This is a genomic window from Rathayibacter sp. AY1C1 (assembly GCF_002932105.1).
Classification (GTDB): Bacteria; Actinomycetota; Actinomycetes; order Actinomycetales; family Microbacteriaceae; genus Rathayibacter.
Genome location: NZ_PSWH01000009.1, coordinates 1 through 24,830, shown reverse-complemented (window position 1 = coordinate 24,830; position 24,830 = coordinate 1). Strand labels below are relative to the sequence as shown.

Sequence of the window (24,830 nt, the reverse complement as noted above, 5' to 3'; positions counted from 1 at the left end):
CCGGGCGTGGGCCTGCGGCGGGAGGGTGCGGCGGGAGGGTGGTGCTGTCGTCATCATCGACGTTCCTCTCAGGTTCGCCTTCGAACCGGTCGGAGTGGGACGCGAGGCGCGAGGACGCGCTTGCCCACTTCAGGTGACACCGTACCGACTTTTGTTAACGGTAACAATGGCGGATTCCCGGGCGATGCCGCAGCGACGGCGGGTGTGAGCGCTCTCTCCCTGCGAGCACGGGGATCCGCGTGGACGGATCACCCTCGCCCGGCGGGGCTCGGACCGGACCCGCTCGAGACCGGCACTTGACACCGGCTCCGCGACCGGTCGATGGTTGTCCACGTCAACATGCAGGTCGTGATCAGCTTCCCATCCCACTCGGAGCGTCGGCGCTGACGCGTCCCGCGGCGGGACGACCGGATCACCATCCCGGTCGCTCCGGCGCATCCTCTGCCGTGCTCCGATCCCTTCGGACACGGCTCCTTCCTGCGACCCTCATCCGCGTCCCTTCGGGGACGCCGGATGTCTGTGAAAGGCACCCATGTCCCGGACAACGAAGTCCCACCCCTCCAAGCGCCTGATCGGCGCCCTGATCGCGGCCGTCGTCGGCATCACGACCTTCGGCATCAGCTCGCCCGCCTCTGCAGCCACCGCCCCGGTCGGTCTCGGATCGGCGCAGGAGATCCGCAACCAGCACAGCAGCATGTGTCTCGACGACTTCGACTTCGGCACTCAGCCCGGAGCCGAGGTGCGGCAGTGGAGCTGCACCGAGGGGAGCAACCAGCGCTGGCAGGTCACCGACCTCGGCACCGGCTACGCCGAGATCAAGAACACCTTCAGCAACCTCTGCCTCGACAACTTCGACTTCGGCACCACTCCGGGCTCGGAGGTGCGGCAGTGGAGCTGCAACGGAAGCACCGCCCAGCAGTGGCGGATCACCTCCGTCGGCGGAGGCTACGCCGAGATCGCCAATCGGCACAGCGACCTCTGCCTCGACAACAAGGACTTCCGCCAGATCGACGGCTCCCCCATTCAGCAGTGGACCTGCACCGGCTCCAAGGCCCAGCGCTGGGCACTGACCGATCCGACCGTGCAGAAGATCACCTGGACGCTGAACCGCGTCGCGAGCCCGACCGCGGACGAGGCCGACGCCTACGCCCGCATCACCGACGCGATGGACCGCGCCGTGGCGCGCTACAACCGCCTCAGCAACATCTCCCGCTCCCTGACCGTCTCGTACAGCCCCGGAACCCCGACGGCCGATGCGAACATCTACGGCCAGATCCGCTTCGGCAAGGAGCGCGTCTACATGGTGGAGGGCACCGCCATGCACGAGATCTCGCACACCGTGGGCTTGGGCACGTCGACCACCTTCAACACGAACTGCGAGAACAGCAGCTGGGACTCGGCCCTGGCACTGCTGCGCACCTGGGACGGACCGGACGCGACAATCCAGTGCACCCCGGGTCACATCTTGAACTACGGCCTCAACTACAACAGCGAGTTCAGCCAGCTGAACCTCGAGCGCCACGTGAAGCTGGTGCAGTCCATGCTCAGTGACGGCATGTAGCCGTCACTCGAGGCACGCCCGAACGAGCATCCTCGCCGCCCCTCGCGGGCGGCCGGCGCCGGCGGGGCGGGGAACCAGAGCCCTCCCCCCCGCCGGCGCCGCATGCCCCGATGTCTCCCTCCGGAGGCGCGGGGCAGCGGAGCGCTCGGGAGTCGAGGAGGGCCCCTCGACCGGGTGGTCGCAGCCGACGTGCCGGACGCCGCACCCTGGGGAGGGGGCGTCCGGCACGTCCCCCTCGTGTCCGCGCCGTCCGGTCCGCCGGACCCCCCGGAGGCGCATGACGGGCGGCGTCTGCGGGCGCTAGCGGTTCTGCTCGACGGTGCTCGGCGCGGTCCGGTGCGTCTCCGGCGCCTCCGTGCGGACGGGCTCCGCCTCCCCGCTCGCCGCGGCCTCCCGCAGGTACTGCGCCGACATGACGCGGTAGGAGCGGGTGAGCATCGCCGCGCCGGCCGCGATGATCATGACGACTCCGCCGACCAGGAACACCAGCGCGATCCCCCGGCCGATGCCGTCGCCGAGCAGCCCGCCGAACGCCGAGCGCCCGGCCGGCGACTCCATGTACGGGATGAGCGCGAACTCGGCGATCGGGGCGATGAGGAACGACGTGATCGGAGCGGCGGCCGACTCGAACGCCGCCGCGAAGCCGAAGACGCGCCCCTGGGTCTCGAAGGGGACGACCTTCTGGATCACCGTCTGCTCGGCGGCCTCGACCGCCGGGATCAGGGTCATGTAGATCCAGATGCCGCCGGCGTAGAGCCACCACCAGTCGCGGAGGGTGAAGACCGCGCCGATCAGGCCCATCGCCATCACGAGCAGCAGCATCGTCCGGATCGGGTTCCTCCCGAGACCGAACCTCGCGACGAGCAGACCGCCGATGACGAAACCGGTCGCCGTCACTCCGAGCACCACGCCCCACAGCTCGACCGGGAACAGCTCGAGGCCGTACGGGTCCATCAGCGCCATGTAGACGCCGCCGATCAGGTTGTTGAACGTCGAGAAGACGATGAGCGCGAACAGCCCGGTCGCCGCCCGCACCGCGGTGATGCTGCCGCGGAGATCGATCAGCGGCGCCCTCTCCCCCGTCGGCGCGGGCCGGTCCTCCGGGATGCGCAGGAAGAGGAGGTGCAGGAGCGCGGCGGCGGAGAGGCCGATCGCGATCACCAGCGTCCACCCCATGCCGAGCAGGCCGATGGCGAGCCCGCTGAAGACGCTCGTCACCACGAAGGCGAGGCCCTGGACCGTGCCGACGAGGCCGTTCGCGCGGGCGTGCCCCTCCACCGGGACCAGCAGGGTCACCGTCGTGGACAGGGCGATGTTGCGCATGTTCTCGATGACGGCGCCGAAGAGGATCGTGCCCGAGAACACCCAGAACCAGGGGGCGCGGAAGTCCAGGAGCGCCGCCTCGGGCAGCGCGAGGAAGAGACCGCCCGCGACGCCGAAGGACACCAGCGTGACCGCGCCGGCGAACACCATGACGCGGAACTTGCGGTGCCGGTCCACGATCGTGCCGAAGGCCATCGCGAAGACCGCGACGAGCAGCATGTAGGCGCCGCCGATGATCCCGGTCGCCAGGACGGAGCGCGTCTCGAGGTACACCCAGAACGTGAGCGCGAACCAGAGGAAGCTCGTCGTCACGTTCGCGACGGCGGTGTTGAGGAGGATCTGGTGGAAGTCGCGGAGCCTCGTCGAGGCGTCGACGGCGGGTCCGGGCACGGGGGCGGTCGAGGACACGGCTTCCCTCCGCTCGCGACGGCGCCGTCGGTCCCGCGGCGGGAGTCGAGGGTCGTCGCAGCCACTGTAGGACCGCGCCGTCGGCGAGTCGAGAGGGGCCGGGCGTCCGGCGGGGATGCGCTGCCGCCGCCCGCGCGGACGCGGGCGCCGCCGCCCTCGCGACCCGGATCAGCGGGCCTCGGGGGCGCCGACGCCGACGGGTCAGACGATGGCGGCGCGGAGGGCCGCGGCGGCCTCGCCGACGTCCGGGGCGCCGTAGATGGCCCCGCCCGCGACGGCCACGAGGGCGCCGGCGCGCTGCACCGACTCGATGGTGGCGGTGCTCACGCCGCCCGCGACCGAGAACGGCACGCCGGAGGACTCGCCGTCGCGCAGCAGGGTCTCGAAGGTGAAGCCCTCCTCCGCCTGCTCGTCCAGACCGGCGTGCATCTCGACGAACTCGGCGCCGAGGGCGACGACCTCGCGGGCGCGGGCGGCCTTGTCGGGCACGCCGATGAGGTCGACGACGACGCCCTTGCCGTGCTTCCTCCCGGCGGCGATCGCGCCGGCGATGGTGCTGTCGCCGGCGACGCCGAGGACCGTCACGAGGTCGGCGCCGGCCGCGAAGGCCATGTCGGCCTCGAGCTCGCCCGCGTCCATCGTCTTGAGGTCGGCGAAGACCGTCTTGTCGGGGTGCGCCTCCTTGATGGCGGTGATGGCGGAGAGGCCGGCGCTCTTGATGAGCGGGGTGCCCAGCTCGAGGATGTCGACGTGCGGGGCGGCGGCAGCGGCGAGCTCGAGGGCGGCGTCGGTGCTGAGGGTGTCCATGGCGAACTGGAGCTTCACGGGGTTCTTCTTCCTGTCGAGGTGGGGAGTCGGGTCATTCGAGGTTCGCGTGGCGCGGCCAGAGCTCGTCGGCGCTGTCGCCGCGGCGCTGCCAGAGCGCGTGGAACAGGGCGTCGCCGGTGAGCACGACGACCTGCTCGAAGAGCCCGCCGGAGTACTGCGCCGAGGCGGCGCCGGAGCGGTCGAGCTTGTCGGCGGCGGGCACGACCACCACGGCGGAGGCGAGCCCGGCCAGCGGGGAGTCGGCGGCGGTCGTGATCGCCGCGACCCGCGCTCCGGCGTCGACGGCGGTCTGCGCGGCGCGGACGATGCCCCCGGTGGTGCCGGAGCCGCTCGCGGTGAGCAGCACGTCGCCGCCGCGGATCGCCGGGGTCGTCACGTCGCCGACCACGTGCACGACGAGTCCGAGGTGCATGAGGCGCATGGCGGTCATCCGCAGGGCGAGGCCGGAGCGGCCGGCGCCGTGGATGAAGACGCGATCGGCGCCGGCGAGCAGCTCGAGGACGGGCTCGAGGCGGTCGGTCGTCAGCGAGGCGGTCGCGGCGGACACCTCGGCGGCGATCACGGCGAGCGCCTCTGCGGGGTCGGTGGTGCGGTCGTCAGCGGGCATGGATCCACAGTGCGCCCGGCGACCGGCCCGCGCGCCACCTGATCGAGGAGGTCCGCCTACCCGATCGGGTGGGCGATGCCGCTCGCGGGTAGGACGGGTAGGTTCGGAGGATGGATCCCGCCGAGTCCCCCGCCTCCCGCACCCTGCTGCAGCAGCACGCCCGCACGGTGGCCGAGCAGGCCGACCGGCACGCGGTGGCGCTGGAGTCGGTGCTCGCCGCCCTGCGCGCCGAGCGCCTCGACGACCGTGCGGCCCGCACCGTCGCGATCGACATCGCCGCGAACGCCCTGGTCGAGCTGCGCACCGCCTCGGACGAGCAGCGCAGCGCGATGCTGGAGCCCGTCGTGGGCGCGTTCGCGCGGCTCCGGAGCGACCTGCGCCCGCTCGTCCGCTTCGGCGACCTCGACGTGCAGTTCGTCGAGCCGCCCGCCACCGGGCGCGCCCTCCCCGGCGAAGTGGCGCACGGGGCCCGCGCGATCGTGCGGAGCGCCGTGCTGGCGTTCGTGGAGTCGGAGCAGACGCGCCGGGTGCGGATCCAGTGGGACTGCGACGGGCTCAACCTGCTCATCGAGATCCGCGACGACGGCCGGGGCGAGCTGACGACCCGCGACGACGCCCTGCGCCCGATCGCCGAGCGCGTGCGCGGGCTCGACGGGGAGCTCTCGGTCGCGTCGACCGCGGGCTGGGGGTCGACCCTGTCGATCCGCCTCCCCCTCGATCCGCCGGCGCAGCCCGACGGGCTCGACCTCGCCGAGCTCAGCGCCCGCGAGCGGGAGGTGCTGAACCTGATCACGCTCGGCGCCTCGAACCAGCGGATCGCGGACGACCTCGGCATCAGCGGCAACACCGTGAAGTTCCACGTGTCGAACCTGCTGCGCAAGGCCGGCGCCCGCACCCGGGCGGAGCTGGCGGCGCTGGCGCGCTGATCGATCCGGGTGCCCCGTCCTGGCAGAGCCGTCCTCGCAGAGCCGCCCCCGGACGCACGGACGGGCCGCGGCTGCCGCCGAGGGTCTCCCCCTCTGCGGCGCCGCGGCCCGTCCGGCCGATCAGCGCGTCCCGATCACTCGCTCCGGAGCAGCCCGAAGCGGAACCGGCCGGAACCGGCCGGAACCGTCGAGCGTGTCGTCGATGCCCGAGATCGTGGAGGAGGCGATGACGGTCTCCGTGCCCTCGAGGAGCGGCACGGTGATCGCCTTCTCCGCCGCGAGGCGCTGCGCCTCCTCGATCGCCGCGGTGCGCTCGTCGCCGGGCGCCAGGCTCCGCTCGCGCAGCACGACCTCGTTGTAGGCGTCGTCCTTCACGGCGGCGCCGAGGATGGAGGGGGCCTCGTCGGTGCCGTAGAGCAGGTTCAGGTAGTTGTCCGAGTCCGGGTAGTCCGCGAACCAGCCCTGCTGGTAGAGCGGGTAGGACGTCGACTTCTCCTTCACGTACTGCGTCCACTCCGTCGACTGCAGGTCGACCGTGAACAACCCGCTGCGCTCGAGCTGGTTCTTGATGAGCGCGTACTCGTCCGAGGTGCTGGAGCCGTAGTGGTCGGTGTTGTACTGCAGCTTGAGATCGACGGGACCGGTGATCCCGGCGGCCTGGAGCGCGGCGGCGGCCTCGTCCGCGCTGGGACCGCCGCTCCCGTCGCCGAAGGCCTGCTCGTACGCCGGCGTCGATCCGGTCAGGGCGCTGGGAACGATCGAGTAGACCGGCGCGTAGGTGCCCTTGTAGACCTGGTCCGACAGCTCGTCGCGGTCGATCAGGTCGGCGACGGCGGTGCGGACGGCGAGCGCCTTGTCGGCGTCGGCCTCGGGGGTCGCGGAGCCGTAGGGCATGGTCTCGGGGTTGAAGACGAGGAAGCGCATCTCGGCGCCGGGACCGGAGTGCACCGTCAGGCCCTCCTCGCCGCGGAGGTCCTCGGTGTCGGTCGCGTTCAGCGTGCGGTAGGCGACCGCGATCTCGCCGCGCTGGATGTCGAGCTTGAGGTTGCTCTCGTCCGCGTAGTAGCGGACGATCACGGACTCGTTGGCGGCGGCGCCGAGGAGGCCGTCATAGGAGTCGTTGCGGGTGAGCTGCACGAGCGAGTTCAGCGTGTAGCTCGTGATGGAGTACTGCCCGCTGAAGGCGTCGCCGGCGACGATGTCGTCGTCGGTGGTGAGGGAGTCGGCCGAGAAGACGTCCTCGTCGACGATCGCGGCGGCGGGGCTGGTGAGGATCTGGGGCCAGAGGGCGTTGTCCGGGGTGGCCAGCGTGAAGACGACGGTGGAGTCGTCCTCCGCCTCGACCGAGACCATGTCCGAGAGCAGCGACGAGGGGCCGTTCGGAGCGGCGATCGCCACCTGGCGCTCGAAGGTGAAGACCACGTCCGAGGCGGTGAGCGGATTGCCGTTGGCGAAGGCGGCGTCCTCGCGCAGGGCGACGCGGTAGTGGGTGGGGTCGGTGAACTCGGCCGAGGCCGCGAGGTCCGGCACGGGATCCGTCGATCCGGGGGCGGAGGTCAGCAGCCAGGAGAAGACCTGGTTCTGCAGCGTCGCCGAGCCGAGGTCCCAGGAGCCGGCGGGATCCAGGGCGGTGACCTTGTCCGTGGTCCCCAGGAGGATCCCGGGGGGCGCCTGGGCTCCGGTGGTGCCCGGCGAGCAGGCGGTGAGGGCGACCGGCGTCGTGCCGTCGCGGTTCCGGCTACTCGAGCAGCTTGCCCGCGGTGGCGACCTCGCCGCTGATCAGCGCCTGGATCTCCTCCGGCACCGCGGGGATCTCCTCGCGCGTGATCCCCGTGGAGGGCGACCAGACGAGGTTCACCTGGAGGGCCGGGTCGATGTCCGGGTAGTCGCTGCGGTTGTGGCAGCCGCGGCTCTCCCGGCGCTCGAGCGCTGCCTCGAGGGTGGCCCGCGCGGCCATCGCGGCCGACTTGAGGTCGAAGGCGTGGGCGAGGTCCTGGAAGCCGGCGATGTCCGGGTGCACGCCGATGTCGGCGATGCGCGCCTCGATCGCGTCCAGCTCGGCGAGCCCGGCGAGCAGGCCCTCCTCGTCGCGGACGACTCCGGCGTGCTCGGTCATCGTGTTGCGGATCGCGCGCTGCAGGGCGCGGACGTTCTCGGTGCCGTCGGCCGCGAGCAGGCCGGCGATCTCGTCGCGGGCGACCTGGATGGACGCGGCCGAGCGGGTCTGGGCGGTCAGCGAGGCGGAGTACTCCGCCGCCGCCTGCCCGACGATCCGGCCGAACACCAGCAGCTCGATCAGCGAGTTGCCGCCGAGGCGGTTGGCGCCGTGCAGTCCACTGGAGGCCTCTCCGATCGCGTAGAGCCCGGGGACGTCGGTGCTGTGGTCGTCCGAGCGCACCCAGACCCCGCCCATCGAGTAGTGCGCCGTGGGCGCGATCTCGATCGGGTCCTTCGTGATGTCGAGCATCTGCAGCTCGAGCATCGTCTGGTAAACCCGCGGCAGCCGGGTCATGATCGTCTCGCGCGGCAGGTGCGAGACGTCGAGCCAGACCCCGCCGTTCGGCGTGCCGCGACCCTCCTTGATCTCGGTGTAGCAGGCGAGGGCGACGCGGTCGCGGGTCGAGAGCTCGAGGCGCTCGGCGTCGTACTTGCCCATGAAGCGCTCGCCGAGGCCGTTGCGGAGGATGCCGCCCTCGCCGCGCGCGGCCTCGGAGATCAGCGTGCCCGCCGCGTTCTCGGGCTCGATGATGCCCGACGGGTGGAACTGGACGAGCTCGGGGTCGCGCAGGCGGCCGCCGGCCTCGACGGCCAGGCGGAACGAGTCGCCCGTGTTCTCGTCGCGGCGGGAGGAGGTGCGGCGCCAGATGCGGTTGTGCCCGCCCGCGGCGAGGATCACCGCATCCGCGTGGATCAGGTAGCGGGTGCCGTCGACGAGGTCGAAGCCGTAGGCGCCGAACACTGCTCCGTCCTCGTTGACGAGGATGCGCGTGACGTACACGGTGTCCAGGATCGGGATCTCGAGCTGGGCGGCCCGGTTGACGAGCGTGCGCTGGATCTCGAGGCCGGTGTAGTCGCCCGCGAAGGCGGTCCGGCGGTAGGTGTGCGCGCCGAAGAAGCGCTGCGAGATGCGGCCGTCGTCCTCGCGGGCGAACGGCATGCCGTAGCGCTCGAGGTCCTGGATGCCGCGGGCGGCGTTGGAGGTGACGATCTCGACCGTGTGCGGGTTGGCGAGCTGGTAGGACTCGGTGATGGTGTCGGCCGCGTGCTGCTGCCAGCTGTCGTCGGGGTCCATCGTGGCGAGGGCGGCGTTGATGCCGCCGGCGGCGAGGGAGGTGTGCGCGTCCGACTTCGAGCGCTTGCCGAGCGCGAGGACGTCCACGCCCGCCTCGGCGAGCTCGATCGCGGCGCGCAGGCCCGATCCGCCGGTGCCGATGACGAGGACGGAGGTGGAGATCCGACGCTCCGGTGCGGTGGTCTCTGAAGTGGTCATGCCTCCACGCTAGGCACGGCGCTTCGATTACTCCAATGCATAATGCTGGGCACAGCCATGCGCATAGGGTATGCATGTGGATCTCGAGCAGCTCACCGGATTCGTCGAGGTCGCCCGCCTCGGCAGCTTCACCCGCGCCGCCGAGGAGCTGCATCTCGCGCAGCCCTCGCTGAGCCGCCGGATCGCCGCGCTGGAGCAGGACCTCGGCTCCGAGCTCTTCCACCGGGCGCGTTCCGGCAGCACCCTCACACCGGCCGGGGAGCTGCTGCTGCCGCTCGCCCGGCGCATGCTCGCCGACGCCGGATCGGTGCGCCGCGAGCTGGCCGAGCTGGCCGGACTCGAGCGCGGCCGGGTGCGGTTCGGCGCGACGCCGACGCTCTGCATCAGCCTCGTCGCGGAGGTGCTGCACGCGTTCCACTCCGCGCATCCCGCCGTGGAGCTGCACCTCGCCGAGGACGGGTCGCGGAGCCTCTTCGACCGGCTGGCCCGGGGCGAGCTCGACCTGGCGCTGGTGACGACCTCGACCGCGGCCGCTCCCGGCGCCTTCACGGTGACGCCGCTGCTCGTCGAGGAGCTCGTCGTGGTCTCCTCCGCCGCGGAGCCTCCCCTCGCCGCGACCGGCGCGCTCGACCTGGCGGCGGTCGCCCGCCTCCCGCAGATCGTCTTCAACTCCAGCTACGACCTGCGCCGCACGACCGACGCCGCGTTCGCCGCCGCGGGCCTGGAGCCGGACGTGGTGCTGGAGGGCGCCGAGATGGACGCGGTGCTGCGCTTCGCCGAGCGGGGCCTCGGGGTCGCGGTCGTCCCGGCGATGGTGCTGCAGGGGCGCCCGGGGCTGCGCTCGATCCGCCTCGAGGAGCCGACGCTCGAGAAGCCCACCCTGACCCGGACGATCAGCCTCGCGCGCCCGGCGGACCTCGCGCCGACCGCCGCGGCGCGGGTCATGCAGCGCACCATCGCGGCGACCGCCCGCGCCTTCGCCGCCCAGGCCGGCGGCACGATGCGCCTGGCCGACACCCGCTGACCCAGCGGGGTCTCATCACCCCGCTGCGCGGCCGGCACATGCTGATCGAGCAGCCCCGGAGGGCGCATCGAGATCCCCCCGCACGCGCAGGAGCGCCCCCGGCCCCGCAGGGCCGGGGGCGCTCCCCGGTGGTTCAGCCGTGCGCTACGAGCACGGGCGCGCCGCGTACGGAGCGCTCACCTCCGTCTCGACGGGGGCGCCGTTCATCGTGGCCGTGGCCTCGACGGTCACCGCACCGGCGGGCAGGTTCGCCTGACGGGTGGTGAAGGCGTGCGACACGGTCTTGCCGGGCGCCACCGAGGTGAACGACTTCGTGCCGGACGTCGACGTGAAGGTCACGCCGACGGGGACGTCGGAGCCGTTGCTCGCCTGGACGGTGACGATCGCCTTGCCCGCGATGCAGCGGGTCGCCGCGCTCGCCGTGATGTCGAGCGCCGGAGCCGCCTCGCCCTCGGTGAAGGCGAAGGTGTCGAGCTCGAACAGGTCGCCGGAGGGTCCGGAGTAGCTGAAGAACACGTCGTGCACTCCGGTCGCTCCGGTCAGCGCGGCGCTGACGTCGGTCCACTCACCGGTCGTCCCGTTCACCGCGACGGTGCCCGCGACGGGCCCGGTCTCGGAGTCGAGGCGGACGGTGACGGTGCCGCCGGCCTGCAGCGCCTTGGCCTTCGCGGTGAACGTCGCGGCTCCGGTGTCCCCGAAGTCGACGGCGGACAGCGCGGTCCAGTCGCCGTTGTCGAGGTCCTTCAGCACGAGGTTCTGCGTCGCGCCCGCGGCGGGGGTGCCGAGCGGCGCCGTGGCGATGCCCTTGCTCCAGCCGATGGTCTCGGCCGGGAAGGTGCGGTACGGATCGAAGTCCTTCACCTGGTCGACGCCCTTGTAGTCGCCGACCACCTGCTGCACCGTGCCGTCGGCGTTGAACTGCAGCTCCTGGATGTGCGGGCTGCGGTACCCCTGGGTGGTGTCGCCGTTGATCCGCTTGTTGAGCGTCGGCGCGTGGTAGGTGAAGTAGTACTTGCCGCCCAGCTCGAAGACCGACTGGTGGTTGTTGCCGCCGGTGCCGGCTCCGAAGAAGCGGCTCTGGTTCGGGAACATCACGCCGGCGTAGTTCTCCTTGGGCCAGGACATCGGGTCGTCCGAGATCATGTAGCCGATCTCACCGCCGCCCGGGTAGCCGGGCTCGCGGGTCTGGTTGCCGCCGAAGTCGTTGCCGCCGAAGTGGGACGAGTACGAGAGGTAGTACTTGTCCTGGCGCTTGAACACCTGGGCCGCCTCGAACGCGACGGGCGCGTCCACGACGGCGGAGGTGCCCTGGGTCGAGATCATGTCGTCGCCGAGCTCGATCACGCGGATGTTCTTCGGGTTGTTGAAGCGCTCGGCCGCGGGGAGCGCGGTCGAGGCGGGTCCGCCTCCGAAGAACAGGTAGCCCTGGCCGTCGTCGTCGACGAGCGGTGCCGGGTCGAACTTCCACGCGACCGCCTCGGCGCCCGGGGTGGACGCGTTGATGAGCGTGGAGGTGCGCTGGCTGGTCCACGGACCCACCGGCGAGTCGCCGGTGATCACGTTGCTGGAGCCGCCGCCGTTGGCGTAGTAGAGGAAGTACTTGTCGACGCCGTTCACGGTCTTCTTCGCCATGCCGGGAGCCCACGAGTTGCCGGTGTAGGGCGCGACTCCGGTGGAGCCGGCGACCTGGATCTCGCCGTGGTCGGTCCAGTTGACGAGGTCGTCCGAGGAGATCACGGTGATCTGGTTGATCTTGCCGTAGTCGATGCCCGCCGAGACGCCCGTGGCGGGGTTCGGAGCGTAGCCCTGGGTGTCGTTCGTCATGTACATGTACACGCGGCCGTTCTCGACGAAGCCGAAGCCGTCGGCGCCGAACTTCCAGCCCATGAGCGGGTTGTGGTCGCCCGGGATCTTGCCCACGACCTCGATGGTGCGCGAGGCGGGCGCGGGCGGCGCCGCTCCGACCAGCGAGACGTCGTCGAGCTTGTAGTCCATGAGGTGCGTCTCGGGCGCGGCCGAGGGAGTCGCGGTCCACGGCGTCTCGAAGAAGAGGCGCGCGGTCGCGACGCTCTGCCCGGCGGGGATGGTGAACGATCCGTTGATCGTCGCCCACTGCCCCTTCGTGGCGGTGACGCTCGCGAGGTTCGTGTAGGTGCCTCCGCCGTAGTGCATGGTGGCGAAGAACTGCTTGGTCGCGGGGCTCGCGGCGTTCTCGTACTTGATCTGCGCCTTGACCTGGTAGGTCTGGCCGGCGACGACCTTGCCGCTGAGGTCCTGCATGGCGCCCGCGCCGGTGGTCGTGCGGCCGGTGACGAGCGCTGCGGCGGTGCCGGTGCGCGCGTCCGTGGTCGTCGCGATGGTGCCGGCGTCGGCGGCGTTGCCGTTGTTGACGAACCAGCTGCTGATGCCGCTCTCGAAGCCGCCGTTGACGATGAGCTCCGCCTCAGCGGCGGACGAGGTCTGGGCGGCGAAGGGGGCCACCAGGAGCGCGGTCAGCGCGGCCGTGGCCAGCAGCCTCAGCCGCAACCGCCCCTTCGGAGCGGCTTCTCGTTGTGGTGATCTCACGGATCCTCCTTGATCGTGTCGTGCAGGAGATCGTCGGCGACGGGTGCCGCTGACGCGTTCGGGGGCGGGGGCGGCCGCGCGGGCCGCCCCCGGAGTGCTCAGCCGCAGGACGCGGCCGGGTGGGGCGCTCTCACCGTGGTCGTCACCGGCTCGCCGTCGAGGGTGGCGGTCGCGGTCACGACCACCTCGGCGGCGGGGACCGAGGCCGCCCGCGTGGTGAAGGCGTGGCTCGTCGTGGCGCCGGGTGCGAGCGCGGCGACCGTCTTCGTGCCGGAGGCGCTCTCCATCCGGAGGGCGACGGGCACGTCGTCGGCGTTGGTCGCCCGCACGGTCACGACGACCTTCCCCGCGATGCAGCGGGTCGCGGCGGCGGCGGTCACGTCGAGCGACGCCTCCTTCAGCGTCCCGAGGCGGGCCAGCTGGTAGCTGAGCGCGCGCTCCGGGGCGTCGATCTGGTTCTGCGTTCCCGCGGTGCCGACCGCCTGCGCCTTCGCGAGGACCGACTGGAGGTCGGACCAGGCGTCGGCCGGGTAGTCGTCGGAGCGGAGCGTCGCCGCGTGAGCGACGGCCGCGTCGAGCTGCGAGCGGTCGAGCGCCTTCCCCTCCGAGGAGAGGGTGTCGCTCAGGAGGAACTCGTCGACGTCGACGTGGCCGCCGGCGGTCTTCGTCGCGTAGCTGAACAGCCCGAGGCGGTGGCCCATGAAGTGCGTGAGCTGACCGTCGAGGGTCTGCGGGCCGACGCGACTGCCGAGCTTCGTCCAGCTCGTCCCGTCGAGGCTGTACGAGAAGGTCGTCCAGAGCTGTCCGGCCGGAGCCGAGAGCTCGAGATCGGCCTTCAGGCGCACCTGCGAGGAATCGCCGAGGGCGGCGGTGGTGCCGGGGAGGAAGGACTCCACGGCCGCCTGGTCGAACGTGGTCGCGAACGGCTGGCTGCGGTTCACGACGCCGACGGTGGTGACGCCGTCCACGCGCTTGACCGCGACGTAGGAGAAGCCGCAATTGTAGGCCGCGAGCCCGGCGACGTCGCCGTCCTTCATCCCGGAGACGTCGAACGCCGCCTCCGCCGACTGCTTCGGGGCCACGATGCGCTGGGAGAGCGTGTTGCGCGCCTCCTCCAGGTACGTCATCTCGGGCGAGCCCGAGAGGCGCGTGTGCGCGGCCGTTCCGCTGAGCACCTTCCCGTTGGTGAGGCGGAGCCAGCCCTCGCGCTCGGTCAGCGACCAGTAGCGGTTGTCGGGGGCGTGGTTCCACTGCCAGGGGAGGGCGAGGGTCGAGCCGTTCGGCTCGATCTCGGCGGCCGTCGGGCGCTCGAGGGTGGGAGCGGCGCCGACGAGCGAGACGTCGTCGAGCAGGTACTCGGTGCTCGAGGACGCCGGCTGCGGGTTGCCCCACGGCGTCTCGACGGCGAACTTCACGCTGCCGACGTTCGCGGTCTCGGGCACCGTGTAGGTCCCCGTGACCGTCGTCCACTGGCCCTGCGTGACGGCGGCGGACGCCATCGTCACGGGTCCCGCGCCGAAGTCGGCGCAGAGGTTGAAGCGGACCGACGCGGGGCCGGTCGTGTACTTCACCTTCGCGGACACGGTGTACGTGACGCCGCGCTGCAGCTTGTTCGCCAGCACCTGGCTCGGGCCGGAGCCGTTGAGCGTGCGGGTACCCACGCGGAGCGCGGCGGTGCCGGACGCCGGGTCGGTCGTGTCGGCCGACAGCGTCGCGCCGAACTGGCCGGCCCACGGCGCCGTCCCCGACTCCGCTCCCGGGTTCTGGAGCAGCTGCACGCCGAGCAGCGACGCGTCGTAGGCGGGCGCGGGCGGGATCGTCCACGACTCGTCCTGGTAGGCCTTCGCCGGGGCGTCGTTGTCGAAGTCGTCCGAGACGACGATGCTCTTCTGCCGCTCGAACAGCTCCTCCTCGGGGCTGAGGCGGATCGGCTTCGGGAAGCTCCCGCCCACCGGCACCGAGCCGTTCGTCCCGAACGTCGGCCAGCCGTCCTTCCACGTCGCCGGAATGAGCCCGGGGATGCGGCCGGTCGGGAAGCTGTCGCGGAAGAACATGCCGTGCCAGGCGGTCGAGCCGTCCTCCTTCGCGATCGGCACGAGGCTCCCCTGGGCGAAGCCGCTGGAGTTCAGCACGCCCTTGCCCTCGTAGGGGTTGCTGCCGTCGGCGGTCGCGTAGCGGCCCAGCAGCTCGGAGGAGCGGAACAGCGCCACCTGGCGGCCCTGGCCCGAGGGCCACGTGATGATGACGATGTAGTACTGCCCGTCGATGTACTGCACCTGCGCGCCCTCGAAGAGGCCGCCGAGGTAGCCGGCTCCCGGGTAGTCGGAGGTGCGGAGGATGTTCGGGTACTCCGCGACGACTGTCGTCAGGTCCTCGCTCAGCTTCACGGCGCTGGTGGATCCGGAGCCGTAGAAGATGTACGGCGTGCCGCCGTCCGCGTCGTCGAAGAAGAGCGACGGGTCGTGGAAGGCGCGGCCGAGGGCCGTGCGGGTCCAGGTCCCGTCCTCGATGTCGTCGGTCGAGTAGAGGTAGGAGCCGCCGAGGTTGTTGGTGTTGAAGACCGCGTAGTAGCGGCCGTCGTGGTACCGCAGCGACGAGGCCCACTGGCCGTTGCCGTAGGAGTTCTGCCCGTTGCGGAGCGAGAAGCGGTCGCCGATCTCGAGCCGGTCGAAGACGTAGTTGACGATCTCCCACTTGACGAGGTCGTAGGACTTCATGATCGGGGCGCCCGGGCTCAGGTGCATCGTGGTGCTGATCATGTAGTAGATGTCGCGGCCCTCGTCGTTCTCGGACGCGGGCACGCGCTCGACGCTGACGTCGGGCACGTCGGCGTTCAGCAGCGGCACGGAGTAGGTGCCGTCGCCGCGGTCCGTCGACGTGTACGAGGCCTTCGGCGACCACGCGCCGGCCGCGGTCGCCGGAGCCGCGCCGGAGGTGAGCAGGCCCGCCGCGAGGAGGGCGCCGATCGCCGTGGAGGCGACTGCGCGCATCGGGGTCATTCGAACAGCGACAGCGTCAGGACGGAGGAGTAGTCGCCGGGGGCGACGTCGGCCTCGGTCTTCAGGGTGAGGCCCGCGGACACGGTCCAGGACCCGTCCGTCGCGGTCTCCTGCGAGTCGAGCGACAGCGCGAGCAGCTCCTGGTCGAACAGGCCCACGGCGTCGGCACCCTCGTCGAGGATCGTGTCGACCGGGTCGCCCTCGGACACGAGACCCGACTCGCCGCCGTCCACGAGGACCGGCGTCCAGCCGAGGTGGTCGGAGGAGATGTCCTCCTGGTCCGCGTCGCCGGTGAAGGCGCTCGCCGAGCCGAGGACGTACCAGCCGGCTCCGGCCGGGATCTCGTCGACGGTCCGGGTGTCCGTCACGGTCACGTCGGGCAGCTGCCCCGTGAAGGCGCGCACGGTCGGGGTGGAGCCCTCCTCGGCGAGCGTGGCGGAGGTGCCGTCGATCGACATCGAGAGGGCGCCGGGCTGCTCCAGCTCCTCGATGCTGACGTTCACGTCGACGTCGTCGGAGCCGTACTCGGTGTCGGCGGCCGCGGCCGCGGCGGCGACGCCGGACAGGAGCAGGCAGCCGGCGAGAGCTGCGCCCGAGCGGACGAGCCAGAGGGGTCGGGGGGTGCGTCGCGTGGACATGGTGTTCCTCACTCGATCGGCATCGTCGCCGATCAGGTCGAGCGCCGGACGGCGCGGAGTGGTGGCGCGGCCCGAGGCCGCGAGAGGACGGAGCGCGGCGCAGCCCGAGGGGCGTTCGGCCGCGCCTGGAGCGCAGGACGCGCGGAGAGCGGCGGACGGCTCGTGCGCGGCGGCTTCCACAGCGTGGCCACGCGAGCTCCAGCTCTCGACCCCCTCAGCACTGAGGGGAGAAAGGCTGCCCGACACTCGTCTCTCTCGACTGCTGAGCTTTCCCTCAGCTAGTCTTGCGGGCAATGTTACCGGGAACATTCCCGATTGCAAGGACGTGTTCTCAACCGTCCGGAGCAGCGCAGCGAGGCGATCACCGCGTTCCGCCGCGGCCGGGCGGGGACGGCGGGAGGGGACGAGGATGTCCGCAGGGGCGGCGACGGCGGAGGCCGAGCAGGAGGTCGTGACGACGGAGTGCGCGGAGCGCTCGGGCGTCATCGGCGTGCTCCTGGGCGACTTCGAGCCGTTCGGCACGGAGGTGCTGCAGGGAGTGGCGACGGCGCTCCGGGGGACCCGGTTCGACCTCCTCGCCGGCAGCGGGGCGAGCCGCCGGGGCCGGGCGGGCTGGGAGCAGGAGTCCCTGCGGCGCCTCACCGAGGCGCACGTAGCGGGGGCGATCCTGGTGACTCCCTCCGGCGTGATCCCCTCGTCGGATCTGCCGCTCGTCGTCGTGGATCCGCTGACCGCGCAGACCGAGCTGCACTCGGTGGCGACCGACGACTTCGGCGGAGCGCAGCTGGCGACGAGCCACCTGATCGGGCTCGGCCACCGCCGCATCGGCTTCGTCGCGGGCCGCCCCGACCTGGAGTCGTCGCACCGGCGCGGCGCCGGCTATCAGCGGGGGCTCGCGGACGCCGGCCTCCCCTACGACCCCGCCCTCGTGCGGATCGGCTACTACCGGCACGACCCCTCCCTCGTCGCCGCCCACGAGCTGCTGCTCCTGCCCGACCGCCCGACGGCGGTCTTCGCCGCGAACGACGCCTCCGCCATCGCCGTGATCGAGGCGGCCCGGGCGCTGGGCCTCTCGGTGCCGGGGCAGCTGTCGGTCGTGGGCTACGACGACGTGCCCGACGCCTCGCGGGTGGTCCCCGCGCTCACGACGGTGAGGCAGCCGCTGCACCGCGTGGGGCGCGCGGCCGCCCGGGCGCTCCTGACGCTGATCGACGGCGGGAGCGTGGCCGAGCAGCACGTGCGGCTGCGCAACAAGCTCGTGCTCCGCGGGTCGACGGCGCCTCCCGCCGAGGGCCCGCCGTCCGGCTGACTCCTCCCCCTCCCCCAGCCGGCGGGAATACGCTCGGCGCATGAACCAGCAGCGCACTCCGGTCACGGTCACGGTCACGGGAGCGGGAGGCGCCATCGGCTACGCGCTCCTTTTCCGCATCGCCTCGGGTCAGCTCCTCGGGCCGGACGTCCCCGTCCGCCTGAACCTGCTCGAGATCCCCTCCGGCCTCCGCGCGGCCGCGGGCACGGCGCTCGAGCTGCAGGACGGCGCCTTCCCCCTCCTCCGCGGGATCGAGGCGACGGACGACCCGGCCGCGGCGTTCGACGGCGCGAGCGTCGCCCTCCTCGTGGGCGCCCGGCCGCGCAGCGCGGGCATGGAGCGCGCCGACCTGCTCGCCGCGAACGCGGGCATCTTCGGACCTCAGGGCGCCGCGCTGAACGCGCACGCCGCCTCCGACATCCGCGTGCTGGTCGTCGGCAACCCGGCCAACACCAACGCCTGGATCGCGCGGCGCAGCGCCCCGGACATCCCCGCCGGCCGCTTCACCGCGATGACGCGACTCGACCACAACCGGGCGGTCGCGCAGCTCGCCGCGAAGCTCGACGCCCCCGTCGACGCGATCGAGGGCGTCGCGATCTGGGGCAACCACTCCGCCTCGCAGTACCCCGACGCGACGCACGCCACCGTCGGCGGACGGCCGGTGCCCGAGCTGGTCGACGCCGAGTGGCTGCACACGGAGTTCGAGCCGCGGGTCGCCAAGCGCGGCGCCGAGATCATCGAGGTCCGCGGAGCCTCCTCGGCCGCGTCCGCCGCCTCCGCCGCGATCGACCACGTGCGCGACTGGGTCGACGGCACGTCGTGGACCTCGGCCGCCGTCGAGTCGGACGGCTCCTACGGGGTGGAGGAGGGGCTGGTCTCCTCGTTCCCGGTCCGCTCCGTCGACGGCGAGTGGCGGATCATCGAGGGGCTCGAGATCGACGCGCACTCCCGCGCGCGGATCGACGAGTCCGTGCTCGAGCTGCGCGCCGAGCGCGACCAGGCGCTGGCGTTCCTCGCGTCCTGACGCGCCCCTCCCCGTCCTGTCGCCACGGGATGCCACTCCGGTACGCCTCGCGCGACGTGTCGCGTACCGGAGCGGCATCTCGAGGAGGGGCTCAGCGGCGCTTCTCCGGAGTGGGGAGGGTGCCGGAGGCGCGGGCGGCCTCGTACCAGGCGTGCGCCTCCTCCTGGCGCTCCGCCTCGGCGCCGGTCGCGATCGCCGCGCGCACGTGCTCGGGCCCGTAGCCGAACGACGCGACCAGGTCGGCGGCGTGCGGGCGGATGCGGGCGAGCAGCCGGTCGATGTAGGACGTCACCGCGACCGCTCGCTGCGACGACAGGCGCCCGTGGATGAGGTACCAGTCGAGGTGCTTCTCGATCAGGCCCAGGCCGAACAGGTCGCGGAGCCAGGTGAGGACGGTGCGCGTGCCCGCGTCCTCGACGCCGGCGAGCGCCTCCGTGAACGCCTCCCACTGCAGCAGCTCGGCGTGCGCGCGCGCCGCCTCGATGAGCTCGCTCTGGTGCGCGTTGAACAGGCGGGCCGCCTCGTCGGAGGGCAGCTTCGACGCCGGGCGCAGCCGTGAGGCGATCCCCGCGACCATGCTCTCGACGCGGCCGGTGAGCAGCTCGCGCTGGTCCTCCCGCAGCTGGCCGACCGAGCGGGCCGTCGATCCGCGATCGGCGACGACCTGGGCCAGACGGCGCAGACCCGAGTTGTCGACGGTCGCCCCCGCGACCTGCGAGGCGGCGTACCGCGCGAGCTCCGCGGGCTGGGCGCCCTTGAAGCGGCGTCCGACGTCGGTCAGCAGGCGCTTGGCGACCAGCTGGAGGAGCACGGTGTTGTCGCCCTCGAAGGTCGCGTACACGTCGAGGTCGGCGCGCAGCTGCGTGAGCCGGTTCTCCGCGAGGAAGCCCGCGCCTCCGCAGGCCTCGCGCGCCTCCTGCAGCGTGTCGAGAGCGTGCCAGGTCGAGAGCGCCTTCAGCCCCGCGGCGAGGGTCTCGAGGTCCTGCCGCGACTGCTCGGTGTCGTTCGCGCCGGAGAAGACCTCGTCGAACGCCGTCAGCAGCTTCTCGTGCGCGAAGGCGGCGGCGTAGGTGGTGGCCAGGCGCGGCAGGAGGCGGCGCTGGTGCCGCTGGTAGTCGAGCAGCACCTCCTCCCGCTCGCCGCCGCCGGTGAATTGGCGGCGCTGGTCGCCGTAGGTGACGGCGACCGTCAGCGCGATCTTCGCCGCGGCGACCGAGGCTCCGTCGAGCGAGACGCGGCCCTGCACCAGCGTGCCGAGCATGGTGAAGAAGCGGCGGCCCGGGCTCGCGATCGGCGAGGAGTAGGTGCCGTCGGCGGCGACGTCGCCGTAGCGGTTCAGCAGGTTCTCGCGCGGGACGCGGACCCCGTCGAAGTGGAGGCGGCCGTTGTCGATCCCGTTCAGACCGCCCTTGAGGCCGTCGTCCTCCCCGCCGACGCCGGGCAGGAACGCGCCCTGCTCGTCGCGGATCGGGACGAAGAAGGCGTGGACGCCGTGGTTCACCCCTAGGGTGACCAGCTGCGCGAAGACGACCGCCGCACGCCCGTCCACCGCCGCGTTGCCGAGGTAGTCCTTCCAGGCCGCGCGGAACGGCGTCCGCAGCACGAACTCGCCGTCCTCGTAGGTGGCGGTCGTGGCGATCGACGCGACGTCGGAGCCGTGCCCGGTCTCGGTCATCGCGAAGGCGCCCGGGATCTCGAGGCTCATGATCCCCGGCAGCCACTTCTCGTGGTGCGGGCGGGTGCCCAGGTGCAGGACCGCGGCGCCGAAGAGTCCCCACTGCACGCCGGACTTGATCTGCAGCGAGGGGTCGGCGGTGACCAGCTCCTCGAAGCCGGCGATGTTGCCGCCGTGGTCGGCCTCGCCGCCGAGGTCGACCGGGAAGGCGCGGTGCACGCCGCCCTCGGCCGCGAGCACGCGCATCTGCTCCGAGACGCGGAGGCGGTGCTCCTTCATCGGGAGGCCGTCGGTGCGGTGCAGCTCGGGGCGGGCGGTCAGGGCGCGGCTGGCGAGGCGCTGCTCGCGCCAGGCGCCGAGCAGGGTCTCGCCGAGGGCGGCGACGTCGACGGCGGGGGCGCCGTCCTCGTCCAGGCGCGCGTCGACCTCGGAGCCGAGGGAGTCCACCGGCGGCGTGGGCGCGATGGAGCCCGAGCGGGAGCGCCGGGCCCGCGTGCGTCCGGTGGCCGCCCGGTCGGCGGCGTCGGCGGCGGAGCGGGGGTGGGGAGCGGTGCTGACCATGGTGTTCGTGTCCCTTCGACCGTCTGCGGTTCGGGCCGCTCCCGGTGCGTCGTGTGCCGACGGGCGCGGCAGCGGAGGCGGTCCTCGCACGGTAGGTCGCGCGGCGGCGCGGCGGAAACGTTCCGTCGCCCGGGCACAAACAGCGCCGGGCGGAGGCGGAAGCGCGTTGTCGGAACCGACCAGGCGGGGGCGGGGCGCCTCGTCTGTGCGCTGGGGCTGTCCCTGCCGACGGGAGCGGAGGAGGGGGCGGCTCGTCCGTGTGCTGAACGGACTGTCCCTGCGGATCCCAGCAGAGGAGCGACGCCGCACCGAAGGCCGCCTCGCTAGTCTCTCGGCATGAGCGAGCCGCCGCTGCCTCCCCCTCCGCCCGCCCGACAGCCGGCGGCCGGGCCGCCCGTGGTCGGCTCGCCCGCGTCTCTCGGGACTCCGGGTGCGCCGCCCTCGGACGTCGCGGCAGGGCCTCCCGCCGCGCCGGAATACCGGGTGCCGGAAACCAGGACTCCGGGATCCGGGGCGCCGGGATCCGGGGTGCCGCATCGGCGTCCGGTCCGCGTCTGGGACCTGGTGCTGACGATCGTGCTGATCCTCGTGGCCTCCGCGGTGACGCTGCTGCTGTCGTTCTTCGGGCTGTTCTTCGCGATGGCCAGCGACTCGTGCGGCGGATCGAACGCCTGCGACATCGGGCTGATCGAGGGCGGGATGGTCCTCGCCGCAGGAGGAGTGTGGGTGCCGTTCCTCGCGGCGCTGGTCGTCTCGATCGTGCTGCTGGTGCGGCGGCGCATCGCGTTCTGGGTGCCGGTGGCGGGTCTCGCGGTGTCGTTCTGCTGCACGCTGCTCGGCGGGTGGATGGCGTCGACGGGCGCGGGCGGCTGAGGGCGCTCGCCGGCGCCTCGGACCGAGGACGCTCGCGTCGGTGCCGAGGTGGGCACGATCGTCGACGCGGAGCCCGGAACACGATCGCCCGCGCCGGCGCCCGCCTCCGTCGCGGGCGGTTAATCGCGCGCCTCAGCGACGGATCAGTAGCTGTCCCAGCCGGGCTCCCAGTCGGGCTCGTCCGGCGGCACCCAGTCGTCCTCCGGCGGCTGCGCGGCGGACACCGGCGGACCGGACGACTCGCGGCCGAACGAGGGCTTCGCCCCTTGCGAGCGGGACGCCCCGCCACGGGCGGCCGGCGCGCGGCGGGGAGCGGGAGCCTCCTCACCCGGTTCCGGGACGGCGATCTCGGGGCTCTCCCCCGCGACGACGGCCAGCACTGCCTCCCCGTAGGTGAGCAGCTTCTTCTGGCCGACGCCGCCGATGATGCTGAGCGCGTCCATCGTCGCCGGCTCGGCGGTCGCGATCTCGCGGAGGGTCGCGTCGTTGAAGACGATGTAGGCCGGGACCGCCTGCGCGCGGGCCTGCGCGGCGCGCCACTCCCGGAGCCGCTCGAACAGCGGCTGAGCCTCGCCCGACAGCTCGGCGACGGTGGACCGCCCGGAGCGGGAGGATCCGCTGGAGCGGGCCGGCTTCTCCGGCTCCTGCCGCAGCTCGACCTTCCGCTCGCCGCTGAGGACGGAGCCGGACGCGGGCGTGAGCACGAGCGTGCCGAAGCCGTCGTCGTTCACGCCGAGAAGGCCCTGCGCGAGGAGCTGGCGGGCGACTCCGCGCCACTGGGTGTCGCTGAGCTCGGCGCCGATGCCCCAGGTGGCCAGGCCGTCGTGCTGGTGCTGAGTGGTGCGCGGCGTGGTCTTGCCGCGGAGGACGTCGATGATGTGTCCGGCGCCGAACTGCTGGTTGCGCTCCCGCTTGAGGCGGACGACCGTCGACAGGAACTTCTGCGCCGCGACGGTGCCGTCCCAGGAGGCGGGCGGCTCGAGGCAGGTGTCGCAGTTGCCGCAGGCGGTGCTCTCCTGGCCGAAGTAGGCGAGCAGGTTCACCCGGCGGCACTGGACCGTCTCGGAGAGCGCGAGCATCGCGTCCAGGTGCGCGGACATCCGCCGACGGTGCGCCAGGTCTCCCGGCGACTCGTCGATCATCCGGCGCTGCTGCACCACGTCCTGCAGGCCGTAGGCGAGCCAGGCGGTGGACGGCAGTCCGTCGCGGCCGGCGCGACCCGTCTCCTGGTAGTAGCCCTCGACCGACTTGGGCAGGTCGATGTGCGCGACGAACCGCACGTCCGGCTTGTCGATCCCCATGCCGAAGGCGATGGTCGCGCAGACGATGACGCCCTCCTCGCGGAGGAACCGCGACTGGGCGGCGGCGCGCACCCGCGAGTCGAGGCCCGCGTGATACGCGACGGCGTCGAAGCCCGCCGAGCGCAGCGCCTCGGCCGTCGCCTCGACGCTCTTGCGGGAGAGGGCGTAGACGATGCCCGCGTCGTGCGCGTGCTCGCGCCGCAGGAAGTCGATCAGCTGCTTGCGCGGCTCGACCTTGTTGACGATCCGGTACTGGATGTTCGGGCGGTCGAAGCTCGAGACGAAGTGGCGGGCGGCGCCGAGGTGCAGGCGCGAGGTGATCTCGCGGTGCGTCGCCTCGGTGGCGGTCGCGGTGAGGGCGATGCGCGGGACGTCGGGCCAGCGCTCGGCGAGCTCGCCCAGTGCGAGGTAGTCGGGGCGGAAGTCGTGGCCCCACTGGCTGACGCAGTGGGCCTCGTCGATCGCGAAGAGGGCGATCCGGCCGCGGGCGAGGAACTGCTTCATGCCCTCGTTGCCCAGGCGCTCCGGGGCGACGTAGAGCAGGTCGAGCTCGCCGTCGAGGTAGGCGCGCTCGACGCGGCTGCGCTCGCCCGCGTCCTGGGTGGAGTTGAGGAACTCGGCTCGGACGCCGTTCGCGCGGAGGGCGTCGACCTGGTCCTGCATCAGCGCGATGAGCGGGGACACGACCACGCCGGTGCCGGGGCGCACGATGGCGGGGATCTGGTAGCAGAGCGACTTGCCGCCGCCGGTGGGCATGAGGACGACGGCGTCACCGCCTCCGATGACCTGCTCGACGATGGCCTGCTGCTCGCCGCGGAAGGAGCCGTAGCCGAAGACCTTCTCGAGGATCGCCTGCGCCTCGGAGGATCCGGATCCCGGGGCGCCGCTCGCCGCGTCGCTCCGGACGCCGCCGCGGGACTCCGCCGAGGGGTCGGCGAGCGGCGGGGCGGGGAGGGCTGTCGCGGTGGGCTCTGTCACCCGGGGAACTCTACCCGCCGCCTCCGACGCCGCCCCGGGGGTCCGGGGAACTGTGGAGAAGGGCTGCAGGGAGGGACCTGGGGAGGCGGCTGCAAGGAGCGTCGGGGGGGCTTCTGCGGCGCCCGGATCAGAGGTCGGTGAGGGTGCGGGTGTCGCCGTCCCAGAAGCGGACGCCCGCGAGGCCGACGGTGAACGGCTCGCCGAGGAGGGGGACGGCGTCGCCGAGCTGCTCGGCGCGGAGGCGGCGCGAGACGCTGATGTGCGGCGTCCAGGCGTCCGGCAGCGAGGTGTCGACGCCGCCCGGCACGAGGCGCGTGGCCCGGTCGTGCAGAGCGTCGAGGGCGGGCGAGCGGACCACTCCCCAGGCGAGGACGAAGCGCCCGGCGTGCGGGAAGAGGAGGACAGCACCCAAGTCGACCGTCGCCGGAAGCGGACCGAGCGCGCCCGGCTCCGGGGCGGTCAGCTCGGGCCCGGCGACCAGGGTGAGGTGCGGGCGGTTGCTGGCGGACGTGTGCAGCGCGAGGCTCGGGATGCCGGCCGCCTCGAGCGCCTCCCACTGGCTGCGGACGCGAGCCTCCGACTCCGGATCGAGGAGGACTTCGAGGCTGCGCATGTCCACATTCTGCCGCGGGCAATGTGTGCTGGCTTTCGCGGACGCGCGGCCACTCGCGGGTGCGCGCGGTCCTCGCCGGCTCCCGCGAGTGTGCAGGAGTCACTCGCGGGGGCGGGGAGCGGGGCGG

Annotated in this window: 17 protein-coding genes; 6 read left to right on the top strand and 11 right to left on the bottom strand. The window is 72.6% G+C overall.

Annotated elements, in window-relative coordinates:
• Positions 1–532: 532 nt before the first annotated feature.
• Positions 533–1,561, top strand: a complete 1,029-nt coding sequence (locus C5C71_RS06145; protein WP_104226029.1) for an RICIN domain-containing protein — start codon at positions 533–535, stop codon at positions 1,559–1,561.
• A gap of 300 nt (positions 1,562–1,861) precedes the next feature.
• On the opposite strand, the gene C5C71_RS06140 is transcribed toward C5C71_RS06145, so the two are convergent.
• The 3 genes from C5C71_RS06140 to hxlB all read right to left on the bottom strand — a co-directional run bounded on the left by C5C71_RS06140 (position 1,862) and on the right by hxlB (position 4,727).
• The gene (locus C5C71_RS06140; protein WP_104247856.1) at positions 1,862–3,292 is read right to left on the bottom strand and encodes an MFS transporter; all 1,431 of its coding nucleotides are present in this window, start codon (positions 3,290–3,292) and stop codon (positions 1,862–1,864) included.
• Between the two features lie 201 nt (positions 3,293–3,493).
• Positions 3,494–4,117 carry a 3-hexulose-6-phosphate synthase gene (hxlA, locus tag C5C71_RS06135; protein ID WP_104224387.1) on the bottom strand — a complete coding sequence of 208 codons (624 nt, stop codon included), beginning with the start codon at positions 4,115–4,117 and terminating at the stop codon, positions 3,494–3,496.
• Positions 4,118–4,151: 34 nt separating this feature from the next.
• On the bottom strand, positions 4,152–4,727 hold the full coding sequence (hxlB, locus tag C5C71_RS06130) for a 6-phospho-3-hexuloisomerase (protein ID WP_104337326.1): 576 nt from the start codon (positions 4,725–4,727) through the stop codon (positions 4,152–4,154).
• A 110-nt stretch (positions 4,728–4,837) separates the two neighbouring features.
• Here hxlB and C5C71_RS06125 point away from each other — a divergent pair, with 110 nt between their 5' ends.
• Complete coding sequence (locus C5C71_RS06125) at positions 4,838–5,653, top strand: response regulator transcription factor family protein (RefSeq protein ID WP_104262329.1); 816 nt, start codon at positions 4,838–4,840, stop codon at positions 5,651–5,653.
• A 120-nt stretch (positions 5,654–5,773) separates the two neighbouring features.
• On the opposite strand, the gene C5C71_RS06120 is transcribed toward C5C71_RS06125, so the two are convergent.
• On the bottom strand, positions 5,774–7,183 hold the full coding sequence (locus C5C71_RS06120) for an ABC transporter substrate-binding protein (RefSeq protein ID WP_258068660.1): 1,410 nt from the start codon (positions 7,181–7,183) through the stop codon (positions 5,774–5,776).
• Positions 7,184–7,391: 208 nt separating this feature from the next.
• Positions 7,392–9,143: an L-aspartate oxidase gene (locus C5C71_RS06115; RefSeq protein ID WP_104337324.1), complete on the bottom strand. Its 1,752-nt coding sequence runs from the start codon at positions 9,141–9,143 to the stop codon at positions 7,392–7,394.
• A 70-nt stretch (positions 9,144–9,213) separates the two neighbouring features.
• Between C5C71_RS06115 and C5C71_RS06110 the strand changes: the two genes are divergently transcribed.
• Positions 9,214–10,167 carry a LysR family transcriptional regulator gene (locus C5C71_RS06110; RefSeq protein WP_104226031.1) on the top strand — a complete coding sequence of 318 codons (954 nt, stop codon included), beginning with the start codon at positions 9,214–9,216 and terminating at the stop codon, positions 10,165–10,167.
• A gap of 144 nt (positions 10,168–10,311) precedes the next feature.
• Here C5C71_RS06110 and C5C71_RS06105 read toward each other — a convergent pair whose 3' ends face one another.
• The 3 genes from C5C71_RS06105 to C5C71_RS06095 all read right to left on the bottom strand — a co-directional run bounded on the left by C5C71_RS06105 (position 10,312) and on the right by C5C71_RS06095 (position 16,369).
• Positions 10,312–12,732, bottom strand: a complete 2,421-nt coding sequence (locus C5C71_RS06105) for a family 43 glycosylhydrolase (RefSeq protein WP_219812654.1) — start codon at positions 12,730–12,732, stop codon at positions 10,312–10,314.
• 98 nt (positions 12,733–12,830) lie between these two features.
• Positions 12,831–15,722, bottom strand: a complete 2,892-nt coding sequence (locus C5C71_RS06100; RefSeq protein WP_258068659.1) for a family 43 glycosylhydrolase — start codon at positions 15,720–15,722, stop codon at positions 12,831–12,833.
• A gap of 5 nt (positions 15,723–15,727) precedes the next feature.
• Positions 15,728–16,369, bottom strand: coding sequence for a hypothetical protein (locus C5C71_RS06095; protein WP_104233676.1), 642 nt, complete (start codon positions 16,367–16,369; stop codon positions 15,728–15,730).
• 409 nt (positions 16,370–16,778) lie between these two features.
• Between C5C71_RS06095 and C5C71_RS06090 the strand changes: the two genes are divergently transcribed.
• Together C5C71_RS06090 and C5C71_RS06085 are read left to right on the top strand one after the other, a co-directional pair.
• Entirely contained in the window at positions 16,779–17,678 is a 900-nt protein-coding gene (locus tag C5C71_RS06090; protein ID WP_104337322.1) for a LacI family DNA-binding transcriptional regulator, read from the top strand.
• Positions 17,679–17,718: 40 nt separating this feature from the next.
• Positions 17,719–18,702, top strand: coding sequence for a malate dehydrogenase (locus C5C71_RS06085; protein ID WP_104337321.1), 984 nt, complete (start codon positions 17,719–17,721; stop codon positions 18,700–18,702).
• A gap of 91 nt (positions 18,703–18,793) precedes the next feature.
• On the opposite strand, the gene C5C71_RS06080 is transcribed toward C5C71_RS06085, so the two are convergent.
• Entirely contained in the window at positions 18,794–20,938 is a 2,145-nt protein-coding gene (locus C5C71_RS06080; protein ID WP_104255511.1) for an acyl-CoA dehydrogenase, read from the bottom strand.
• Between the two features lie 336 nt (positions 20,939–21,274).
• On the opposite strand from C5C71_RS06080, the gene C5C71_RS17755 reads away from it, so the two are divergent.
• Positions 21,275–21,811 (top strand): DUF6264 family protein, encoded by a 537-nt coding sequence (locus C5C71_RS17755; protein ID WP_219814155.1) that lies wholly within the window; start codon positions 21,275–21,277, stop codon positions 21,809–21,811.
• A 143-nt stretch (positions 21,812–21,954) separates the two neighbouring features.
• On the opposite strand, the gene recQ is transcribed toward C5C71_RS17755, so the two are convergent.
• Positions 21,955–24,159 carry a DNA helicase RecQ gene (gene recQ / locus C5C71_RS06070; RefSeq protein ID WP_104337366.1) on the bottom strand — a complete coding sequence of 735 codons (2,205 nt, stop codon included), beginning with the start codon at positions 24,157–24,159 and terminating at the stop codon, positions 21,955–21,957.
• A gap of 58 nt (positions 24,160–24,217) precedes the next feature.
• Positions 24,218–24,703: a 2'-5' RNA ligase family protein gene (locus tag C5C71_RS06065; RefSeq protein WP_104337320.1), complete on the bottom strand. Its 486-nt coding sequence runs from the start codon at positions 24,701–24,703 to the stop codon at positions 24,218–24,220.
• Between the last annotated feature and the right edge of the window lie 127 nt (positions 24,704–24,830).

Excerpts from the sequence above, each read along its gene's own strand:
- C5C71_RS06080 (WP_104255511.1), bottom strand. The coding sequence starts at position 20,938 with ATGGTCAGCACCGCTCCCCACCCCCGCTCCGCCGCCGACGCCGCCGAC.
- C5C71_RS06100 (WP_258068659.1), bottom strand. The coding sequence starts at position 15,722 with ATGCGCGCAGTCGCCTCCACGGCGATCGGCGCCCTCCTCGCGGCGGGC.
- C5C71_RS06110 (WP_104226031.1), top strand. The coding sequence starts at position 9,214 with ATGCATGTGGATCTCGAGCAGCTCACCGGATTCGTCGAGGTCGCCCGC.
- C5C71_RS06065 (WP_104337320.1), bottom strand. The coding sequence starts at position 24,703 with ATGCGCAGCCTCGAAGTCCTCCTCGATCCGGAGTCGGAGGCTCGCGTC.
- C5C71_RS17755 (WP_219814155.1), top strand. The coding sequence starts at position 21,275 with ATGAGCGAGCCGCCGCTGCCTCCCCCTCCGCCCGCCCGACAGCCGGCG.
- C5C71_RS06095 (WP_104233676.1), bottom strand. The coding sequence starts at position 16,369 with ATGTCCACGCGACGCACCCCCCGACCCCTCTGGCTCGTCCGCTCGGGC.
- C5C71_RS06085 (WP_104337321.1), top strand. The coding sequence starts at position 17,719 with ATGAACCAGCAGCGCACTCCGGTCACGGTCACGGTCACGGGAGCGGGA.
- hxlB (WP_104337326.1), bottom strand. The coding sequence starts at position 4,727 with ATGCCCGCTGACGACCGCACCACCGACCCCGCAGAGGCGCTCGCCGTG.
- C5C71_RS06090 (WP_104337322.1), top strand. The coding sequence starts at position 16,779 with ATGTCCGCAGGGGCGGCGACGGCGGAGGCCGAGCAGGAGGTCGTGACG.
- C5C71_RS06115 (WP_104337324.1), bottom strand. The coding sequence starts at position 9,143 with ATGACCACTTCAGAGACCACCGCACCGGAGCGTCGGATCTCCACCTCC.
- C5C71_RS06125 (WP_104262329.1), top strand. The coding sequence starts at position 4,838 with ATGGATCCCGCCGAGTCCCCCGCCTCCCGCACCCTGCTGCAGCAGCAC.
- C5C71_RS06145 (WP_104226029.1), top strand. The coding sequence starts at position 533 with ATGTCCCGGACAACGAAGTCCCACCCCTCCAAGCGCCTGATCGGCGCC.